Source organism: Paenibacillus sp. CB74, from assembly GCF_055687625.1.
Map to the genome: position 1 here is coordinate 6017213 of NZ_CM146009.1, position 20680 is coordinate 6037892.

At 48.2% G+C, this 20680-nt stretch carries 21 protein-coding genes and 1 riboswitch; all 21 genes read left to right on the top strand.

Going from position 1 to position 20680, the window contains the following annotated elements; translation table 11 throughout:
* Positions 1 to 36 precede the first annotated feature (36 nt).
* The 21 genes from spoIIR to spoIID all read left to right on the top strand — a co-directional run bounded on the left by spoIIR (position 37) and on the right by spoIID (position 20398).
* Entirely contained in the window at positions 37 to 696 is a 660-nt protein-coding gene (spoIIR, locus tag ACX9NY_RS26485) for a stage II sporulation protein R (protein WP_472476032.1), read from the top strand.
* Positions 697 to 1035: 339 nt separating this feature from the next.
* Positions 1036 to 2190 carry an L-threonylcarbamoyladenylate synthase gene (locus ACX9NY_RS26490; RefSeq protein WP_472479418.1) on the top strand — a complete coding sequence of 385 codons (1155 nt, stop codon included), beginning with the start codon at positions 1036 to 1038 and terminating at the stop codon, positions 2188 to 2190.
* A gap of 204 nt (positions 2191 to 2394) precedes the next feature.
* Positions 2395 to 2955: a manganese efflux pump MntP gene (locus tag ACX9NY_RS26495; protein WP_339238203.1), complete on the top strand. Its 561-nt coding sequence runs from the start codon at positions 2395 to 2397 to the stop codon at positions 2953 to 2955.
* A 58-nt stretch (positions 2956 to 3013) separates the two neighbouring features.
* Positions 3014 to 3586: a low molecular weight protein arginine phosphatase gene (locus ACX9NY_RS26500; protein WP_472476035.1), complete on the top strand. Its 573-nt coding sequence runs from the start codon at positions 3014 to 3016 to the stop codon at positions 3584 to 3586.
* 96 nt (positions 3587 to 3682) lie between these two features.
* Positions 3683 to 3764, top strand: a riboswitch (ZMP/ZTP riboswitch).
* Positions 3765 to 3905: 141 nt separating this feature from the next.
* A complete protein-coding gene (locus tag ACX9NY_RS26505; protein WP_169479777.1) occupies positions 3906 to 4499 on the top strand; it encodes a TIGR01440 family protein in 594 nt (197 codons plus the stop codon).
* Between the two features lie 218 nt (positions 4500 to 4717).
* Positions 4718 to 5965: a serine hydroxymethyltransferase gene (locus ACX9NY_RS26510; protein WP_253441329.1), complete on the top strand. Its 1248-nt coding sequence runs from the start codon at positions 4718 to 4720 to the stop codon at positions 5963 to 5965.
* A 427-nt stretch (positions 5966 to 6392) separates the two neighbouring features.
* Positions 6393 to 7022, top strand: coding sequence for a uracil phosphoribosyltransferase (upp, locus tag ACX9NY_RS26515; RefSeq protein WP_017691929.1), 630 nt, complete (start codon positions 6393 to 6395; stop codon positions 7020 to 7022).
* Between the two features lie 50 nt (positions 7023 to 7072).
* Positions 7073 to 8230 (top strand): non-hydrolyzing UDP-N-acetylglucosamine 2-epimerase, encoded by a 1158-nt coding sequence (gene wecB / locus ACX9NY_RS26520; protein WP_339257685.1) that lies wholly within the window; start codon positions 7073 to 7075, stop codon positions 8228 to 8230.
* Positions 8231 to 8416: 186 nt separating this feature from the next.
* Positions 8417 to 8671: an AtpZ/AtpI family protein gene (locus ACX9NY_RS26525; protein WP_024632723.1), complete on the top strand. Its 255-nt coding sequence runs from the start codon at positions 8417 to 8419 to the stop codon at positions 8669 to 8671.
* Positions 8664 to 9041, top strand: coding sequence for an ATP synthase subunit I (locus ACX9NY_RS26530; RefSeq protein WP_062836961.1), 378 nt, complete (start codon positions 8664 to 8666; stop codon positions 9039 to 9041). Before ACX9NY_RS26525 ends, ACX9NY_RS26530 begins: the two co-directional genes overlap by 8 nt.
* A 45-nt stretch (positions 9042 to 9086) precedes the next feature.
* Positions 9087 to 9905: a F0F1 ATP synthase subunit A gene (gene atpB / locus ACX9NY_RS26535; protein WP_339238196.1), complete on the top strand. Its 819-nt coding sequence runs from the start codon at positions 9087 to 9089 to the stop codon at positions 9903 to 9905.
* 78 nt (positions 9906 to 9983) lie between these two features.
* On the top strand, positions 9984 to 10208 hold the full coding sequence (gene atpE / locus ACX9NY_RS26540) for a F0F1 ATP synthase subunit C (protein WP_017691934.1): 225 nt from the start codon (positions 9984 to 9986) through the stop codon (positions 10206 to 10208).
* A 113-nt stretch (positions 10209 to 10321) separates the two neighbouring features.
* On the top strand, positions 10322 to 10810 hold the full coding sequence (atpF, locus tag ACX9NY_RS26545; protein ID WP_339238194.1) for a F0F1 ATP synthase subunit B: 489 nt from the start codon (positions 10322 to 10324) through the stop codon (positions 10808 to 10810).
* Positions 10807 to 11355, top strand: a complete 549-nt coding sequence (locus ACX9NY_RS26550) for a F0F1 ATP synthase subunit delta (protein ID WP_036612565.1) — start codon at positions 10807 to 10809, stop codon at positions 11353 to 11355. The genes atpF and ACX9NY_RS26550 overlap by 4 nt, the downstream gene beginning before the upstream one ends.
* Before the next feature lie 16 nt (positions 11356 to 11371).
* On the top strand, positions 11372 to 12886 hold the full coding sequence (gene atpA / locus ACX9NY_RS26555) for a F0F1 ATP synthase subunit alpha (protein ID WP_047840700.1): 1515 nt from the start codon (positions 11372 to 11374) through the stop codon (positions 12884 to 12886).
* A gap of 130 nt (positions 12887 to 13016) precedes the next feature.
* Positions 13017 to 13889: an ATP synthase F1 subunit gamma gene (atpG, locus tag ACX9NY_RS26560; protein ID WP_076209796.1), complete on the top strand. Its 873-nt coding sequence runs from the start codon at positions 13017 to 13019 to the stop codon at positions 13887 to 13889.
* Between the two features lie 95 nt (positions 13890 to 13984).
* Complete coding sequence (gene atpD / locus ACX9NY_RS26565) at positions 13985 to 15388, top strand: F0F1 ATP synthase subunit beta (RefSeq protein ID WP_047840699.1); 1404 nt, start codon at positions 13985 to 13987, stop codon at positions 15386 to 15388.
* Between the two features lie 60 nt (positions 15389 to 15448).
* On the top strand, positions 15449 to 15853 hold the full coding sequence (locus tag ACX9NY_RS26570; protein ID WP_062836965.1) for a F0F1 ATP synthase subunit epsilon: 405 nt from the start codon (positions 15449 to 15451) through the stop codon (positions 15851 to 15853).
* 607 nt (positions 15854 to 16460) lie between these two features.
* On the top strand, positions 16461 to 16718 hold the full coding sequence (locus ACX9NY_RS26575) for a DUF1146 family protein (protein WP_124116534.1): 258 nt from the start codon (positions 16461 to 16463) through the stop codon (positions 16716 to 16718).
* A 522-nt stretch (positions 16719 to 17240) separates the two neighbouring features.
* The gene (gene murA, locus ACX9NY_RS26580; RefSeq protein WP_082762960.1) at positions 17241 to 18587 is read left to right on the top strand and encodes a UDP-N-acetylglucosamine 1-carboxyvinyltransferase; all 1347 of its coding nucleotides are present in this window, start codon (positions 17241 to 17243) and stop codon (positions 18585 to 18587) included.
* A gap of 470 nt (positions 18588 to 19057) precedes the next feature.
* The gene (gene spoIID / locus ACX9NY_RS26585; RefSeq protein WP_472476041.1) at positions 19058 to 20398 is read left to right on the top strand and encodes a stage II sporulation protein D; all 1341 of its coding nucleotides are present in this window, start codon (positions 19058 to 19060) and stop codon (positions 20396 to 20398) included.
* The last annotated feature ends 282 nt before the right edge of the window (positions 20399 to 20680 follow it).

Below are 20680 nucleotides of genomic sequence, written 5' to 3' on the forward strand. Positions count from 1 at the left end.
AGGTCGCGTGATCAGAGAGCTGAGGGGGAGAACGGAATGAACAGACGAATTGTAAAGCAAATTGGACTTATTATTGTATGTTTTATGATGATGATCATGATGTGGGAAGGTCAGAAAACGGATGCAGCTGTGGCGGCCACAGCGATTCCTGAACAATCGATTCGCTTGCGTATTCTAGCAAACTCGGATGCACCGGGAGATCAATTGGTGAAACGCGAGATTCGGGATGCTGTCGTTGCTCAGATGGGTGAGTGGGTAGCCGAACTGGAGAATCCGCAAAGTCTGGATGAAGCACGCCATGTCATTCGTGAGCATTTGTCCGAGATTGAAAATAGAGTAGGAGAAGAGTTGGCCAGTCGCGGTTTGAAGTATGAGTATCAGGTGGAATTGGGTTCAGTTCCGTTCCCAACCAAGCTATATGGAGGCACCGTGTATCCTGCTGGTGATTATGAAGCGGTTCGGATTACATTAGGCGAAGGCAAAGGTCAGAACTGGTGGTGTGTGTTGTTCCCGCCGCTGTGCTTCATTGATGCAGGGACCGGGGATGCACTGGCGAAACCTTCAAACGTATCGGCCGCAGCGGCTGAACCTGGAGATGCAGAGGCGTCTGTGCAGGGAGAGACACCGGAGGCGAGATTCTTTCTGTGGGATATGGCTGTGAAACTATGGAGTTGGGTAACTGGATTGTTCGCATAACAACGAATTTATACTATAAAAGAGGGTGGCTTCAATTCAGGGAGCTGCCCTTTTGATATGAATTGGCGTTGAAGCTACAGTGAGACTCATGCGTGGAGCGAAGTGTGAAGGGCATCCGAGGCGGGACAGGTATGTTATAATTACTTATATTGAACATGGAGTATGAAGCGAAGTGAACAAGGATGTGTATGGAGTTTAAAGTGTATTTCTCACGTGCACAAGTAACCTATTATGATGTTTAGGAATGATGGATATATGAATAGAGAGAATGAGCAAGTGCAATTCACCTCCGAAATGGGAAATGACATGGAGGTTCATGACAAGGGAACTCCAGCAGAGATGGTCACAGTCAATTGGGATGTGCGCGTTTTATTAAGCAATGAGAATGATCATGGATTGGGTAATATTGAATTAGCGGATGTGAAAAAGGGGAGCGCCCATCAAAGGGCGCTCGCCGACTTGCAGGCTGCCGCAGCCTGTCTTCATCAAGGTCAGACGGTGGCCTTTCCGACCGAAACGGTCTACGGCCTGGGTGCGGATGCGCGTAGCACGGCAGCCGTTGAGGCTGTATTTGTCGCCAAAGGCCGACCTTCCGACAATCCACTGATTGTGCATATCGCGCACCGTGACCAGTTGGACACTCTGGTCACGGAAGTGAATGAGACAGCGGAAGCGCTGATGGCGGCCTTCTGGCCGGGACCGCTGACGCTGGTGCTGCCGGTTAGGCCGGGGGCGGTGTCCCCGCGTGTCACCGCCGGTCTGGATACGGTGGCCGTGCGCATGCCGGACCATCCGGTGGCCTTGCAGTTGATCGCGGCGGCGGCATGCCCTGTGGCTGCGCCAAGCGCCAACCGCTCCGGGCGGCCAAGCCCAACACTCGCGTCTCATGTGCGCGAGGATCTGGATGGCCGCATCGGCGGCATCGTGGACGGCGGTCCCACCGGGGTGGGCGTCGAGTCCACGGTGGTGCAGGTCGGTGACGACGGTACCGTCACCATCCTGCGCCCTGGCGGCATTACGGCGGAACAGTTGTCCGCCGTTGCCGCCCGTGTCGCCACGGACCCCGCGCTACTCGCGGAGGGGGCCGTTGGCGTGGGAAGCCCGGCGCCGCGCTCGCCGGGCATGAAGTACACGCACTACGCACCCGCAGGGGCGCTGTGCGTGGTGGAGGGGCCGCCCGCAGCGGTGGCGGCCTGGACCAGTGCCGCCCTCGCAGAGGCGGCGCAGCGCGGAGAGCGCACCGCCGTGCTGGCGTTCGCCGAGCACGCGGAGCAGTACCGCGCCGATGCCGTGTTCTCGCTGGGTGACGCCAGCGAGCTGGAGGAAGCAGCGCGCAGGCTATACGCCGCGCTGCGCAGCTGCGATGAGCAAGGCGCCACATATATTGTGGCTGAAGCCTGCTCACGCGAAGGGCTGGGAGCAGCCGTCATGAATCGGCTGCTCAAGGCGGCGGGTAACCAACTCATTCAAGTTGGCGACCCACAGCCCTCCTAAGCTCTCCTGATCATACAGTCAGGAGAGCTACGCACTCTTTTCCAAAACAAATCAATTAAAACATCGCATCCACCTGCCTACAATCTAGCCTTATGTATCATGGAGATGGAGTACATCCGTCGTCGTTTACCTTTCATCGGTCATGTTTAGGTCCTTGTCCGCATATCGTGTACAAGAACCTTTACGTGACTTGGGGGTATGGGGATGTGGGATGTGTCTGCCCATGTAGGGCAGTTGGTAACCATTTTGATCATGGCAGTTGCACTTGGCCTCGATGCGTTTTCACTTGGGATCGGAATTGGCATGAAGGGCATTCGGCTAAGGGATGTATTGCGAATCAGTACAGTAACGGCGCTATTTCATATCATCATGCCGCTCATCGGTATGTATATGGGCAAATACGTCAGCTCGCTGCTCGGTGACATTACGACGTATGCAGCAGGTGGATTACTTGTTCTGCTGGGTGGTCATATGATTCTGAATGCATTCCGTGAAGGCGATACCAAGCTGGTGGACCACCGTTCCCTGCTCGGCGTTATACTGTTTTCCCTCAGCGTAAGTGTGGATTCGTTCTCCGTTGGCGTTTCCTTAGGGATGTTTAGCAGTGATCTGATCTTAACCGTACTGGCTTTTGGCTTTTGTGGCGGGGTGATGTCGGTGATGGGTCTGCTATTAGGCCGTCGGGTGAGTCAGAATCTCGGGGATTATGGTGAGGCCATTGGTGGCGCAATCTTGCTTGCGTTTGGACTTTTGTTTATATTTTAGAATAAAACTTGAGATATCCTATCATTCGCATCATATGTAAAATGGGGAGGCTAACACAATGAAACATATTTTATTCGTATGTACAGGCAATACGTGCCGCAGCCCCATGGCAGAGGGGCTTTTGCGAAAGTTGGCATCGGAGCGCGGCATTCAGGTAGAGGTTCGTTCCGCAGGTGTGGCAACTACGTCGGGTATGCCAATCTCCCGTCATGCGGAAGCTGTTCTGAGAGATCATAACGTTGAAGGTCCACCTCATTCCACTCAACTAAGCGCCAACCTGGTAGGTTGGGCGGACCTGGTTCTTACATTAACACGGAGTCATAAGCAGCATGTTATGCAGGTATTTCCCGACTCTGTCCACAAAACCTATACATTGAAAGAGTATGTGGAGGACGACGAGCAGGTATTAAGAGATGTTCAGGAATTGGACAGCCTGTTTGCAACGCTGGAGATGAAACGTGCCCTTGGGCAAGAGATCCTGGCATCGGAGCGTGAGCGAGCCATTGAGATCAGACAACGCATTCCTAGTTTCGACATCTCCGATCCATTTGGTGGGAGTCGTGATGATTATAATATCGCTGCGGCCGAGATTCGGACGGCATTGGACCGGCTTTTGGATAAGCTGGGATAATTCTGATCCTGCGGGGCAGGTTAGAGAAACAGGACACGTGATGTAAATTAACCGTTGATTTTAAACGCGGGTTGTTTTATGATGAAGGGGAAAACAGGGATCCGGTGTAACTGGCGACGAAGTGGGCATAACCACGATGGAGCACCGGAACAAACGGCCGGTCGCCTGGGCAAAAGAGCAATTCTGCGTTACCCGCAGACTGCTCTTTTTTTCGTCTTTCATCTGATTATTCGCTATAATAGATCCTGAGATGCCGTGCAAGAATACGAAGGACAGCCAAGAGACAGCGGGCATGATTTTATCGGGAGGCGATGATAGGATGACTATAGAGTTAGATTCAGAACAACCCGGATTGCAGGAACAGACCGCATCCATTCTGCATGAACTGGCGCTTGCCGGACAGCTTGGGCCTGGACAGATCGTTGTGATCGGTACAAGCACAAGTGAAGTTGCAGGGGCACGGATTGGTACGAGTGGTGCTATTGAAGTGGCGCAACAGCTTCTTGCGGGTATACGCGAAGTGCAGGAGGAATTCGGTTTTGATACCGTATTCCAGTGTTGTGAGCATCTGAACCGTGCGCTGGTCATGGAACGTTCTGTGCTGACTCGTCTTGGATTGACTGAGGTTGGTGCAGTACCCGTGCCCAAAGCCGGAGGTTCAATGGCATCCGCAGCATATCGTTCGCTGACCGATCCATGCCTGGCTGAACATGTGCAGGCCCATGCGGGACTGGACATTGGGGAGACGATGATTGGCATGCATCTCCGGCATGTAGCCGTACCTTTTCGTACAGCGCTCCGCTATGTTGGAGATGCGCGTGTGACCACAGCGTTGACTCGTCCGAAGTTAATTGGCGGCGAACGCGCGGTGTATCGTATGGAAGAACAACCAGATTCAACATTTTGTGACTAACATATAAAGTGAGACTAATTAGGTTACACTCCTGACTTTGATTGCATCACCATCTTCCGATCGCTGTTATCCCCAGATTTTTTATTCCCTATTTAAAAGGGGAAATCCGGTGATAAAGGCGACCACTTCGTTTCTTCAGATTGGTGTTGCACTCGCCGTTTTCGTGTAAACATTAGTTTCACTTTATAACTTCACTTATAACTGGGAGGAATTTAATCATGGAACAATTGCGCAAGAATGACCCGGCAGTACTGGAAGCGATGAATCTTGAACTGAAGCGTCAACAGAACAACATCGAACTGATTGCATCCGAGAACATCGTGAGTGAAGCAGTAATCGAAGCATTGGGATCTGTACTGACCAACAAGTACGCTGAAGGCTATCCAGGTAAACGTTACTATGGCGGTTGTGAGCATGTGGACGTAGTTGAAGACATTGCGCGTGATCGTGCCAAAGAATTGTTCGGAGCAGAACACGTGAATGTTCAACCTCACTCCGGCGCACAAGCGAACATGGCAGTATATCTTGCAGCGTTGAAACCTGGTGATACTGTACTTGGTATGAACCTTGCCCATGGTGGACACCTTACGCACGGTAGCCCGGTTAACGCTTCCGGTTTGCTGTACAACTTTGTGGCATACGGCGTGCAGGAAGATACATTCCTGATTGATTATGATGAAGTGCGCAAAGCGGCTTTCAAACACCGCCCTCGTCTGATCGTTGCAGGTGCAAGTGCATATCCGCGTACCATTGATTTTGAAAAGCTGGCTTCCATCGCCAATGATGTAGGTGCTTTGTTCATGGTGGATATGGCTCATATTGCAGGATTGGTTGCTGCTGGTTTGCATCCAAACCCGGTTCCACATGCGCATTTCGTAACAACAACAACACACAAAACGTTGCGTGGACCTCGTGGTGGTATGATTCTGTGCCGTAAAGCATGGGCAGCAGCGATTGATAAAGCGGTATTCCCGGGTTCCCAAGGTGGTCCTTTGATGCACGTAATTGCTTCCAAAGCGGTAGCATTCGGAGAAGCTTTGCAACCAGAGTTCAAAACATATGCACAGAACGTTGTGAAAAACGCACAGGTTCTGGCTGAAACACTGATCGCTGAAGGCTTGAACATCGTATCCGGTGGTACAGATAACCACTTGATGCTGATCGACACACGCAGTGTGAACATCACAGGTAAAGAAGCTGAGCATGTACTTGATTCCATCGGTATTACCGTGAACAAAAATGCAATTCCATTCGACCCTACAAGCCCGTTTGTAACGAGTGGTATTCGAATTGGTACACCTGCTGCAACTTCCCGTGGCATGAACGAAGAAGCGATGGTTGCCATTGGTAAGATCATTGCCAAAACGTTGAAAAATCCAAAAGATACGGCGAAGCTGGATGAAGCGCGTGCAGAAGTGACTGCACTGACAGACCAATTCCCGCTCTATACCGACCTTAAATACTAAAAACTTTGCTCATGCTGCTTTCTTTTGAGTGTTCTTAATGTACACACGCAGACGGAGCAAACCGAAAGAACCTGAAGAAGCGTAGCGCTCGCCTTTATCCCTGGATTTTACCCCTTATTAAGGTGGTTCAAAAAAATCCGGGGATAACAGCGATCGGAAGGTCATTCGGTTTGCGGAGCATCTTTAGTGTTTACACGTTTTTGAACATACTCAATGACATAACAGCAGGAGCAAAACAGGACCGGATGGATCATTTTCCGGTCCTGTTTTTTATAGGATTCGGTATTCTGTAATGATTGGGTGCCCTTTGATGGTGTAATTCGTTGTTGGTGATGATATAATATACAGGATTTATCGAGCCCATGAATGGTGGCTAGGTATATTTGGAAATGCTGAACATGAAGAACTTACCGGAGGGACAAATTAGATGGGAAAATTAGTAATATGTGATCACCCTTTGATTCAACACAAACTGACGTTTATACGCGACATGCGTACGAATACGAAAGATTTTCGTGAATTGGTGGATGAAGTGGCAACGTTGATGGCTTATGAGATTACAAGAGATGTTGAACTGGAAACGATTGATGTACAGACACCTGTAGCTGCAACACAAGGTAAAGTCATCTCTGGACGCATGCTCGGACTGGTGCCGATTCTGCGTGCAGGACTCGGAATGCTGGATGGCGTTGTAAAATTGTTGCCAGCCGCAAAAGTTGGACATGTTGGTCTGTTCCGTGATCCGGAAACACTGCAACCGGTAGAATACTACACCAAACTGCCTACAGACGTGACAGAGCGTCAATTGATCGTAATTGATCCGATGCTTGCAACTGGCGGTTCGGCGATTGCAGCTATTGACGTGCTCAAAAAACGTGGCTGTACCCAAATCAAGATGATGAACCTGGTAGCAGCACCGGAAGGCGTTAAAGCTGTACAGGATGCACATCCTGATGTGGATATCTATGTCGCAGCACTGGACGACCGTCTGGATGATCATGGTTATATCGTTCCAGGACTTGGCGATGCAGGAGACCGTCTATACGGCACTAAATAAGCATATCTCATGCTTGTAATCGGAACTTATAGAAAAGGGGCTTTGCTCGAATGTCCAAGAAAATTAAAGTCATGACGATCTTCGGGGTGCGTCCGGAAGCCATCAAGATGGCTCCGCTTATTTTGGAATTGCAAAAACACCCCGAGTCTATTGAATCTATTGTTTGCGTAACTGCGCAGCATCGTCAGATGTTGGATCAGGTTCTTGAAGTTTTCGACATTCATCCCGATTATGATCTGGATGTGATGAAAGACCGTCAGACATTGAATGAAATTACGATTCGTGTATTAGGCGGTCTGGAGCCGGTATTGGCTGAAGCGAAGCCGGATATTGTGCTGGTTCACGGGGATACATTAACTACCTTTGTAGCAAGCTATGCAGCATTCTTGCAGCAGATCCAGGTAGGACATGTGGAAGCAGGACTTCGGACGTGGAACAAGCTTTCTCCATATCCGGAAGAGATGAACCGTCAGCTGACGGGCGTACTGGCAGATCTACACTTTGCGCCTACGGATTGGTCTTCTTCCAATCTTGCCAAAGAAAATAAATCAGAGTCTAGTACGTACGTCACAGGCAACACGGTAACAGATGTGTTTCAATATACAGTACGGGAGGACTACACACACCCGGTACTTGATTGGGCCCAAGGCAAACGCCTTGTGCTGATGACAGCTCATCGCCGTGAATCTCAAGGCGAGCCTCACCGCAACATTTTCCAGGCCGTCAAACGGATTGCCGACGAATTTGAAGATATTGCCATCGTGTACCCGGTGCATCCAAGTCCTGCTGTGAAGGAGCCGGCTCACGCGATTTTGGGGAATCATCCCCGTATTCAATTAATTGATCCACTAGACGTGGTGGATTTGCATAACTTTTACCCGCATACTCACTTGATTTTGACCGATTCAGGCGGTTTGCAGGAAGAAGCACCTTCGTTTGGTGTGCCTGTGCTTGTATTGCGCGATACGACAGAGCGCCCGGAAGGTATTGAAGCTGGAACGCTGGAACTGGTAGGTACCGAAGAGGAACGTGTATATGAACGGACCAAAGCTTTGCTTACAGACAAAAACCTGTATGCAAGCATGAGCCAGGCTGCTAATCCATACGGTGATGGACATGCTTCGGAAAGAATTGTCAATGCGATTCTGCACCATTTTGGTGTAAATAGTGAGCGTCCGGAATCATTTCACAGAAAATTCAAAAAATAATACAATTTTTCTGACGGATTTATAAAGGGCATAGCATACAGTTAAACTGTACGGTTTACGCGGGTTTATGGGCTTTGAGGGTCTGTATTCCCGTCGTTTTCCCCTTTAAAACGCTAAAATCATTCAATTGACAAAGGCTCTCATCATTCAGTAAAATTAACTGGGATTGCAAGGGTGGCGTGGAAAATGGCCGATTCGAACAAACCAAATTCATCCCGTAACCATGACGATAATGTATGGAAAGCGATGGGGCTCGTGACAGCTTTTGGGATCGAGATTGCCATTCTCGCTGTTGCCGGATATTACGCTGGCTCCTGGTTGGACAAGACCATTGGAGGTAACGGAATATGGATCGCCGTAAGCGTTCTCTTTTTTCTTGCGGCAGGCGGTGTAAGCATCTACTTTATCGCGAAAAAATTCATGGGGGAAAGTGATGAGTGAACTAACCAGATACCGCAGATCGATGACTGTTTTCATCATGTACTTTCTTATGATTTGTTTTCTCGCAGCGGCCTTTATGCCACGTGTGGAGACAATTGCTTTGGGACTAGCCCTGGGTACAGGAATTAGCTGGATCAATGCATTTTACTTGGGCTACAAAGTAAGGAAAATGTCTGATGATGCGGCAGAAGGTAACTTGAAGCGTGTGAACCTGGGATTTTTGACAAGAGCGGCACTCGCTGTGCTCGGTATATTCATATCGATGCGCTTTCCGCAGTACTTCAATACATATGCGGTTGCAGGCGGTCTCGTCATTGCACAATTTTCCTTACTGATTATAGGGATTGTCCATTCCCGCAGAGCAGAATGAAGTTAAGGGCTGCAGCTTTCAAGTCGAGAAAGGGGTGAGAAAAATATGCATGAAGCTCCAATTATTATGCTTGGCGGATTTCGACTGGATCTATCGGTTGTGTTGATGCTGGTAGTTACAGGTGCCCTTGTTTTTATTTTTGCTGTACTGGCCACACGAAGACTATCCGTTGAAAACCCCGGCAAGCTGCAAAATTTTATGGAGTGGGCAGTAGAATTCGTCCGCAATCTGATTTCCAGTACAATGGATATGAAGAAAGGTAAACATTTTATCTCTCTCGCTCTTTCCATGATTATGTTCATTTTTGTAGGAAACATGCTCGGACTTCCGTTCCAAGCGGTAACTGCAGTGGACAGCGCAGAACATGCGCAAGTGTTCGGTAAACCGATTGTTACAGCGGTGGAAGCGTTTGAAGAAGCGCATGCCAAGGACCCTGAAGCACACCCACACGTTGAACTGGCTTGGTGGAAATCACCGACAGCCGACTTGTCTGTAACGATGGGACTCGCTCTCGTAGCGTTCCTTGTATCTCATGGACTGGGATTGTTCCGCAACACCAAAGGATATCTCCAGCATTACCTTAAGCCATTCGCCTTGTTCTTGCCAATCAACTTGATTGAGACGGCATCCAAGCTGTTGACACACGGTATGCGTCTATTCGCGAATATCTTCGCGGGTGAGGTACTGATCGCAACGATCCTGAAACTGACCACATTCAAAGTGTTTGGTGCTATCGCAGCAATTCCGTTATTAATGGTGTGGCAAGGCTTTAGTATCTTTATCGGCGCGATCCAGGCATTTGTGTTTGTTATCTTGATGATGGTGTACATTTCACAGAGCATCGAGACGCACGACGAGCATTAAGTTTCAAGCCCTACGAAGAATTCTTCACCAGGCTGAACAATAAAAAATTCGATTTATCATTTTAAGGAGGATATACAAATGGGAGCAATGGCATTAATCGCAGCAGCAATTGTTGCAGGACTGGGCGCGTTTGGCGCAGGTATTGGTAACGGTATGGTAATCAGCAAAACGGTGGAAGGTATTGCCCGTCAACCGGAAGCAAAATCCACTCTTCAAACAACAATGTTTATCGGTGTAGGTTTGATCGAGGTATTGCCGATCATCGGTGTGGTACTCGCGTTCATGTTCTACGGTATGGCTTAATTAAATTTTAAAGGTTTGGCGGGGAAGGCCATAGCCATCCGCGCCTTCTTTTTAGGTAATGTCCGTTCTAACGGATGACGTTTCAAGGATACCTCCAGGAAGGAGTGAACAGATTGAGTTTCATATGGGAAAATACGCTTCTTGCGATTGTTGCATTTGCAATTTTATACTGGCTGCTTAGCCGTTATGCCTTCGGGCCTTTGTTCTCCATTATGGAAAAACGTCGTGAACTCGTGATGACGCAGATGAATGAGGCTGCACAGACTCGGGAACAGGCCATTGCCTATGTGGAGGAACAAAAACAAGCTCTTGAGCAAGCACGTAAAGATGCTTACGACATCATTGAACAGTCCAAACAAACGGGTGGCAAACAAGCTGAATCGATTTTGGCTGATGCGAAAGCTGAAGCTAATCGTCTGAAAGACGATGCAGTACGCGAAATCGAGAGCGAGAAGAACAAAGCAGTCGCAGCACTTCGCAGCGAACTGGGTACAGCTTCCGTTCAGATTGCATCCAAATTGATCAAAAAAGAAGTTGAGAACGGTCCTGCACAAGAAGAGCTTGTGAACCAATACCTCAATGAGGTAGGAGGCCGACAATGAGCCGCGATACGATTGTTGCCAAGCGTTATGCGAAAGCATTGTTCGAAGTTGCTCTTCAGCAACAGCAGGTGCTTGAGGTTGAACAGGAACTGGTTGCAGTAGTCAGTGCATTGACCGGAGATGCAGATATCGAGAAATTTATCGTATCCCCTAATATCTCTGATGAAGCCAAGCAGAACGTGATTCACTCAAGTCTTGATGGCAAGGTATCCGATTCAGTCCTTCGTACAGTCTTGTTGTTGATTGAACGCGGACGCGTTGAATTGCTGGGAGACTTACTGAATGATTATCGGAAGATCCAAGGTGAGTCGCTGGGCATCGCTGATGCACGTGTCTACTCGACTTATGCGTTGAATGATGAAGAAAAAGAAGCGGTAGCCCGTGAATTCGGTGGCCGTGTGAATAAAAAGATTCGTATCGAGAACATTGTTGATCCGACTCTGCTGGGCGGATTGAAAGTCGCCATTGGCGATACGATCTATGACGGCAGCTTGGCTGGCAAGCTCGAACGTCTTGAGCAGTCTTTTAACAGACGAGTACAGTAGATTGGGGTGAGGACACTTGAGTATCAAACCAGAAGAAATCAGTACATTAATTAAGAGCCAAATCGAACAATACAAGACCGATATCGATGTAGTCGAAGTCGGAACGGTAATCGAGGTTGGTGATGGTATCGCTCGTGTTTACGGACTTGAGAACGTCATGTCCAACGAGTTGGTTGAATTCCCAAGCGGTGTTATGGGACTCGCCATGAACGTGGAAGAAAGCAATGTCGGTGTCGTTATCCTGGGACCTTACTACGATATTCGTGAAGGTGACCAAGTGAAACGTACGGGCCAAATCATGCAAGTGCCTGTAGGCGAAGCATTGATTGGACGCGTTGTGAACCCGCTCGGTATTCCAGTGGATGGCAAAGGGCCGATCGCTACAACGGAATTCCGTCCGGTTGAAGGTAAAGCACCAGGCGTAATGGATCGTAAATCGGTTCATGAGCCGATGCAAACAGGGATCAAAGCCATTGATGCCATGGTTCCAATCGGTCGTGGACAACGTGAGTTGATCATCGGTGACCGTCAAACAGGTAAAACATCCATCGCAATTGATGCGATCCTGAACCAAAAAGGTAGCGGCATGAAGTGTATCTATGTGGCTATTGGTCAGAAACAGTCTACGGTTGCTCAAGTTGTGGAAACCCTTCGTCGTAAAGGCGCAATGGAGTACACGATTGTTGTAACTGCAGCAGCTTCCGATCCATCACCACTGTTGTACATCGCACCGTATTCCGGTTGTTCGATGGGTGAGTACTTCATGTACAAAGGCGAGCACGTTCTGGTCATCTATGATGACTTGACCAAACAAGCCTCTGCATACCGTGAGCTTTCCTTGTTGCTTCGTCGTCCACCGGGCCGTGAGGCTTATCCGGGTGACGTCTTCTATCTGCACTCCCGTTTGCTGGAGCGTGCTGCGAAGCTGAATGATGAACTTGGTGGTGGTTCTTTAACCGCACTGCCGTTCATTGAAACACAAGCTTCCGACGTATCTGCATACATCCCAACGAACGTAATCTCCATCACGGACGGACAAATCTTCCTGGAAGCTGACTTGTTCAATGCTGGACAACGCCCGGCGATCAACGTAGGTATTTCCGTATCCCGTGTCGGTGGTTCTGCTCAGATCAAAGCGATGAAAAAGGTTGCAGGTTCCCTGCGTCTCGACCTCGCTCAATATCGTGAGCTTCAAGCGTTCTCCCAGTTCGGTTCCGATCTGGATAAAGCGACTCAGGCTCGCCTGAATCGTGGTGCGCGTATGATGGAAATCCTGAAGCAAGGTGTTAACCAGCCTCTGCCTGTAGAACAACAGGTTGTCAGCTTGTACACTGCGGTTAAAGGATTCCTGGATGAGATTCCAACAGGTGATGTTACTCGTTTCGAGCGTGAGTTCCTTGCGTTCATGGAGAGCAGCCATCCGGAGATTCTTGCATCCATCCGTGATACTAAAGAATTGACTGCAGACAACGAAAATGCACTGAAAGGTGCAATCGAGAAGTTCAGAAAGAGCTTTGCTGTCTCTGTCTAAATAAATGATTGCAGGTGCGGAGTTGTCTAACCGATTCCGCATGTCTGCATGTAATACGTTGACTCTGTCAAAACAGGGTTGTGCTTACGATGTAGTTTTGACTCTGTCAAAACTTTAAGGTGGTGAAATCATGGCAAAAGGCATGCGCGAAATTAAGCGGCAAATTAAAAGCGTACAAAGCACCAAGCAGATCACCAAAGCAATGGAGATGGTAGCTGCTGCAAAACTGCGTAAAGCGCAGGAAAAAGCGGAAGCAGCCCGTCCTTATTCGGAGAAACTGAAAGAAGTTGTAGCGAGTATTGCATCTAGCACGCAAGGCATACAGCATCCGATGCTGGAGAGCCGTCCGGTCAAAAAAACAGCTTATCTGATCATTACATCGGACCGTGGTCTTGCGGGTGGATACAATGCGAACGTTTTGCGTCAGGTTAATCAGACGCTCAAAGAGCGCCACAACTCCCAGGATGACTACGAATTGTTCGTCATTGGACGTAAGGGACGCGACTACTTCAGACGTCGTGAAATGGCGATGGCATCCACAACAACGGATCTGTCGGATTCGCCTTCATTTGCAGATATCAAATCCATCGCACACGAAGCTGTTCATGGGTTTGAACTGGCTGAATTTGATGAATTGTACATTTGTTATAACCGCTTTGTGAATGCGTTGACCCAGATTCCTACGGTAGAAAAACTTCTTCCAATGGAAACACCTGAGGTAACTGCTGCGGAAGGACCAACGGCAAGCTACGAATACGAGCCGTCTGCTGAAGCTGTACTTGAAGTTTTGCTTCCGCGTTATGCGGAAACGCTGATCTATGGTGCACTTCTGAACGGTAAGGCGAGTGAGCTGGGTGCGAAAATGACGGCAATGGGTAATGCAACCAAAAATGCATCTAAACTCATTAATGACTTGTCATTGACATACAACCGTGCCCGCCAAGCGGCGATTACGCAGGAGATTACGGAAATTGTGGCAGGTGCCAACGCAGCACAAGGCTAACCGTTTTTTTATTAATGAAGGCTTGCAGAGCAAAGATAAACGAACGGTACATTATTTTTGCAAAAGTAGCAGGCTTGTAGGAGGGGAACGTTAAGATGAACAAAGGACGCGTTGTGAGCATCATGGGTCCGGTTGTTGACGTCGAGTTTGATCGCGGCGGTCTGCCGGAAATCCTCAATGCCATTACGATCACTACAGTAAGTGAGAGCGGCGTTAGTGTAAACCTTACACTCGAAGCTTCGAAACATCTGGGTGACAACCGAGTACGTTGTATTGCGATGTCCTCCACGGATGGACTTGTTCGTGGTATGGAAGCTTTAGATACAGGAGCACCAATCTCTGTACCTGTCGGTGAAGCAACACTGGGTCGTGTATTTAACGTACTCGGCGAAGCAATTGATACTGGCGGTGCCGTAGCTGCTGAGCACAAGAACCCGATTCACCGTTCAGCACCTGCATTTGATGAACTGACTACCCAAGCAGAGATGCTGGAGACAGGAATCAAAGTTATCGACTTGCTTGCTCCTTACGCTAAAGGTGGTAAGATCGGTCTCTTCGGCGGTGCCGGTGTAGGTAAGACGGTAACCATTCAGGAATTGATCAACAACATCGCACAAGAACACGGTGGTATCTCCGTATTCGCGGGTGTTGGTGAGCGTACACGTGAAGGTAATGACTTGTATCACGAGATGAGTGATTCCGGCGTTATCAACAAAACAGCAATGGTCTTCGGACAAATGAACGAGCCTCCAGGCGCACGTCTTCGTGTAGCCCTCACAGGTCTGACTATGGCGGAATACTTCCGTGATGAAGAAGGCCGTGACGTGTTGCTCTTTATCGATAATATCTTCCGTTTCACCCAAGCGGGTTCAGAAGTATCTGCCTTGCTTGGACGTATGCCTTCCGCGGTAGGTTACCAACCTACGCTGGCAACAGAAATGGGTCAACTGCAAGAACGTATCACATCAACGAAAAAAGGTTCTGTAACATCCATCCAGGCCATCTACGTGCCTGCGGATGACTACACTGACCCGGCTCCTGCAACGACGTTTGCTCACTTGGATGCAACGACGAACCTGGAGCGTAAAATTTCCGAGATGGGTATCTACCCTGCGGTAGATCCACTGGCTTCCAGCTCCCGGATCTTGTCCCCTGAAGTTGTAGGTGAAGAACACTACAGCGTAGCTCAAGGCGTTAAACGTATCTTGGCGCGTTACAATGAATTGCAAGATATCATTGCGATCTTGGGTATGGACGAGTTGAGTGAGGAAGACAGAGCGCTTGTATACCGTGCTCGTAAAATCCAACGTTTCTTGTCCCAGCCTTTCCACGTTGCTGAAGCATTTAACGGTATTCCGGGTAAATACGTTCCGGTTAAAGAAACGGTGCGCAGCTTTAAAGAGATTCTCGAAGGTAAGTATGATGATCTTCCGGAAGCAGCTTTCCTCTTTGTTGGTACAATTGAAGAGGCAGTGGAGAAAGCCAAAACACTGGTTTAGTCTGAATCCAGGATTGTCCTTATGTGGGCTATCCTTCGGATAGTTTCAGGAGGGATGGAATTGAGCACCTTTTTGTTGGAGATTGTAACACCTGAGCGTCTGGTGTATTCAGAACAAGTGGATAGCATCACGGCTCGTGGTATTGAAGGGGAACTGGGCATTCTGCCTGGTCATATTCCTATGGTTACACCTTTGCAGATTGCACCAATCTATATTCGTAACGGAAAAGAAAATAAACAAGTTGCTATCGGTGGCGGGTTTATCGAAGTACGTAAAGATAAGGTTGTTGTACTCGCAGAGAGTGCTGAATTCCCGGAAAACATTGATGTGGACCGTGCGCGTGCGGCGAAAGAGCGGGCAGAGCGTCGGCTTGCAAGCCAAAGCAATCAGGACCACTTTGATCACCGTCGTGCAGAGATTGCGCTGCAAAAAGCGGTTAACCGGATTAACGTTTTTGGCAAATAAACGATTCTTGGAAGCCCGGCGGCTTAGTCTGCCGGGCTTTTTTGAGTTTGTCTGATAGAATTGTTTTATCGAATATATCAAAATGGCGACTGCAAAATCTCATCATATCCCTTCAGTAAACAGAAGTATTTTAAGCAAAATATTCACCGATGATGAGGAATTGCATAGAATATAGGACTAAAGTAGTGGGCGTATTTACCACAAAGAGAACCATTTTTTTCATGAGAAAATTAAAATTATTTCCGAGGAAATGACAGAATCGATATCGAAATAGCGCTCTTTTATGTCGTTTTAGTCACAAAATCCCGGCAATTTAAAATTAAAATATTTGAGAAGTGGAAATCAATGTAATTGACAATGTATGATGAAAGAGCCTATATTCCATAGAGTCAGCAGAAGCAGGAAGCTGCGTAGTAGATTCCATAGTCTTGCACAGCCGGATTGTTGCTGCTCGTTCTTTGGGTATCAGGAGATTCCTGCCTGGCAGGAGTAAATCTGACAGTGCGCTCAGTATGTTGTGCTCAAGACATTCCAGTTTACTAACAAGTTATGGGTGCCGGGCATATGATATGCTGATCGCTGCAACAAATGTGGAGGTAAAGAATATATGGATACTGATCTGACGAATCAGGTGAACCAGGCGTTAAGCACCAATGGCTTGGTCTCAATCATCGTCTCCCTTTTATGTATTGCGTTGTCTTGGTGGGCTTTGCAGAATCTCAAACTGGATTTAATCATCAGACAACCACGAGGTGCTCAGGGAAGACTGTTACATTTGTTGCTCGCCATCATTCTGGGGCATGCCGTTGCTGGCTTTGTCATTGACTACTTGTCATGGACTCAAATGTTGCGTAATTTGTTTTAATGTTGAGATGGTTGGTTAATCATCTGTTAGGCCCTTGAAGGAGCTCATTGTCGAATAACATCGATTAATTGTGTTAACAATTAGAGTATGAGTTGTCGGTAAAGAAATTAAGAAAAAAATGTGACGTAAAATTGGATGAATTTGAGATGTTTTATGTAAAAATGCTTGTATCGTACAATTCAACAATGTTATGATGGAAGTTAGGGAATTCACAATTGTTCACTTATTTTGTAGTTATAAACGGGATATCCGGTTCATGCCGGCTAATAACCATCCCACTCTGTCTGTTCTGATGCTCTGCTGGCTTGTAAGACACTAATTTTACATGCTGAATAGCAAGAAGCACGGCACATGGTATCATTGATATGGATTATAAAAACCAATTCTTTTCTGAACAGACATCTGTGGCAATATGCCAGAATATGTCGAAATTCCACACACAGCAACAGTCCTTTCTACACACAGTGGGGCTTACGTATTCCGGAATGAAGAAAAGGGAATAAAAGCGCGGAGGGAACCATGATGAGCAAATTTATCGTCCGCGGTGGCAAAAGGTTGACCGGAAGTGTCAAAGTTAGCGGCGCTAAAAATTCTGTTCTTCCGATCATCGCTGCCTCTCTCTTAGGGGAAGAAGGACAAAGCGTTATTATTGACGCGCCTCCTCTAGACGATGTGATGACGATTAACAAGGTGTTGGAATCGCTGGGAGCGGGAGTTACATACCGGGACGAAGTGATTACCGTAAATGCGGAGAAGCTTACTTCCTGTGAAGCCCCGTACGAATGGGTAAGTAAAATGCGGGCGTCTTTCCTGGTCATGGGGCCTCTGTTGACTCGAATGGGTCATACAAGAATCTCACTTCCTGGTGGATGTGCCATCGGTACACGGCCTATTGATCAGCATTTGAAAGGTTTTGAAGCCATGGGCGCAGAGATCAGCTTGGGCCAAGGTTATATCGAAGCTCGTAGCCAAGGACGGTTACGTGGCGCGAAAATTTATCTGGATGTGGCTTCCGTAGGTGCCACTCAAAATATTATGATGGCTGCAACATTGGCCGAAGGCGTAACTGTTCTGGAGAATGCTGCCAAAGAACCTGAGATTGTGGATCTTGCCAATTTCCTGAACGGGATGGGTGCCATCGTACGTGGTGCTGGTACTGGAGTCATCCGCATTGAAGGTGTGGAGAAACTCACAGGCGTTACACACACAGTCATTCCGGATCGGGTAGAAGCGGGTACGTATATGGCTGCTGCTGCAATTTCTGGTGGTGACGTGTACATTGAAGGTGCGATCTCTGATCACCTAGGCTCCGTTATCGCGAAGCTTGAAGAGATGGGTGTAACCATCCAACCGGATGAGAATGGCGTGCGTGTAATCGCAGATCGCCCTCTTAAGGCTGTGGATGTGAAAACATTACCATACCCAGGATTCCCAACAGATATGCAGTCCCAGATGATGGCACTCTTGCTCGCATCTGAAGGAACAAGTGTTGTGACAGAGACTGTTTTTGAAAACCGATTCATGCATGTGGATGAGTTCCAATTGATGAATGCGGAGATCAAAGTTGAAGGACGTTCGTCCATCATCACAGGTAATGCCAAACTGAAGGGTGCCAAAGTAACGGCTACCGATTTGCGTGCGGGTGCCGCACTCATTATTGCAGGTCTTGTTGCTGAAGGTACAACGGAAGTGGGCGGTGTTCATCACATCGACCGTGGTTATGTACATCTGGCTGAGAAGCTTAACGGACTTGGCGCTGACATCTATCGGATCTCGGTTGATGAGCCTAAGCTGGAAGCAACCAAAGCTCCTAGTGAAAAAGTGGAGAAAGAAGTACCGATGTTTAAGGTGCAACCAACTTTGGCTTAACACTGGGTTGTATAGTGAAAATATGGTCCCTCTATGATGAACGACACGCTTGTGTGGTTTATGAATGCGATGGAACGTATATTGTAAAAAAAATGATAAAGCTAAGCCATCTGGCTTGGCTTTTTTTGTGTTTACTTTTAACAAGATGATGAGGAATTTGATACCTGATTCTATTAATAGCTGGTCCTAATTTATATAACATAACATCGTATTCTGTACCAAGTCTGAACAAAATGAAAGAGCGTCTTTTTTAAGAATTTGGTTTACGGATAAACACCCATTTATGGCGACAGATCAGCATTTGTAAGAGATACACGGCAAAATAAAGCAGGTGAGTGAATGGAAGGAAAAGGGCCTCGTTTCTCTTAAATCAGGTTCTATCAGATCGAGCTAGGTCATAACCTAAACTATGGATTTGAACAACACGACCGGCACATGACCGGCCATAGACAACGGAGGGTTATAGTCGAATGAAAGAAGCTCGTGTACAGGTAAAGGTACCCCTTATCCCTCGTCCAGGTATGCAAGAGCCGGAGGAGAATATCGTTTCTGGAGTGGAAATAGACAAGCCTGCCCCATTAAATCTGAGGACTGTTCCATCACAGCCTGCAAGATTATCAAACCCAGGACGGGTGTCGACAGATGAGCTGAACCAGCAGGCAACCGAGCATATTCATATACCTGTAATTGAGCTGGATCAATTCCGCCGTGTGAAGCGTAGCCGAATGCGGACATTCGGGCGAAAACCCCGATGGGGACGCAACGCTACACGATGGCAACCTGCTGCCGCTGTATCTGCCTTATTGGCAATGGCTTTGCTGATTCCGGTCATTCTGGTATGGCCACGGACAACCGAATCACCCAAGCCGATCCCTGCTCCAACAGATGCCAGCAGTACAAAAACTCCAGCTCCTGTGCCAGCAGTTCCTGTTACCTATCCAGAACCCCAGGTACGCGTATACCTGTCTGCAACGGGCACAACAATGAATCTGCCGCTGGAAGACTATGTTACGGGGGTTGTGGCTGCTGAGATGCCGGCGGAATTCAGGCTGGAGGCGTTAAAGGCGCAGGCGATAGCGGCTCGCACGTTTATCGTGCGAAGGCTTGCTGCTAGTGATACAAGCGGTGTTCCATCAGGTGCGGGGGATGTGACGGATACGGTCAGCCATCAGGTGTTTATTCCGCCAGATCAGGTAAAAGCAGATTGGACTCGCCTAGGGAAGGCGAAGGAATGGGAGAAGCTGCAACAGGCTGTGCGCGAAAGTCGAGATACGGTGATGACATATCAGGGCAAGGCGATCACCGCATCCTTTTTTTCCACAAGTAATGGGTATACCGAGAATGCGGAGGATGTGTGGGGTAACGCTGTACCGTATCTGCAAAGTGTGGACAGTCCATGGGACAAAACCCTTGCCCCAGGCTACAAACAGACCGTTACCATGAAACGTAACGAGATTTTGCAGAAGCTGAACCTGGATGCCATTCCGGTTACCACCCAGAAGAGTGGGTCGTGGATGGAGGTATTGTCTACAACCAAAGGACATCGGATTAAGGAAATGCAGATTGCAGGTGAAACCTTCAGTGGTCCAGAGGTGCGCAAGCTACTTGGATTAAGATCTAGCCAGTTCAGTTGGAAGACCACAGGTGATGAGGTCCAGATTACAACGTATGGATACGGGCATGGTGTTGGCATGAGCCAATGGGGAGCAAACGGCATGGCGCAGGAGGGACACACGGCTACCCAGATTCTCAAGCACTACTATACTGGCATCTCATTCGGACAGGCATCCAAGATGCTTGCATCGAAGTAGGAGAACCTAGGCGCTTTAAACTATATTATCCAGTCACATCCTATATCATTTCGCCTTTAGCCGATAAATGCACTTCATAGAAGGATTGGCCTCTACAGCCAATCCAGACCAGTCTACCAACCGCCCTTTCCGGAGGTTTTAAGACTTGGCTATATATGCGGAGAGTGCTAGCGTATGCAGAGCGCAGGGGGCAGAAAAGACCTGTAGAAGCAAAGCGTCCGCCTTTACTACCGGATTTCACCTTTGAAGAAGGTGATAGAAGAAATCCGGTAGTAACCAGCG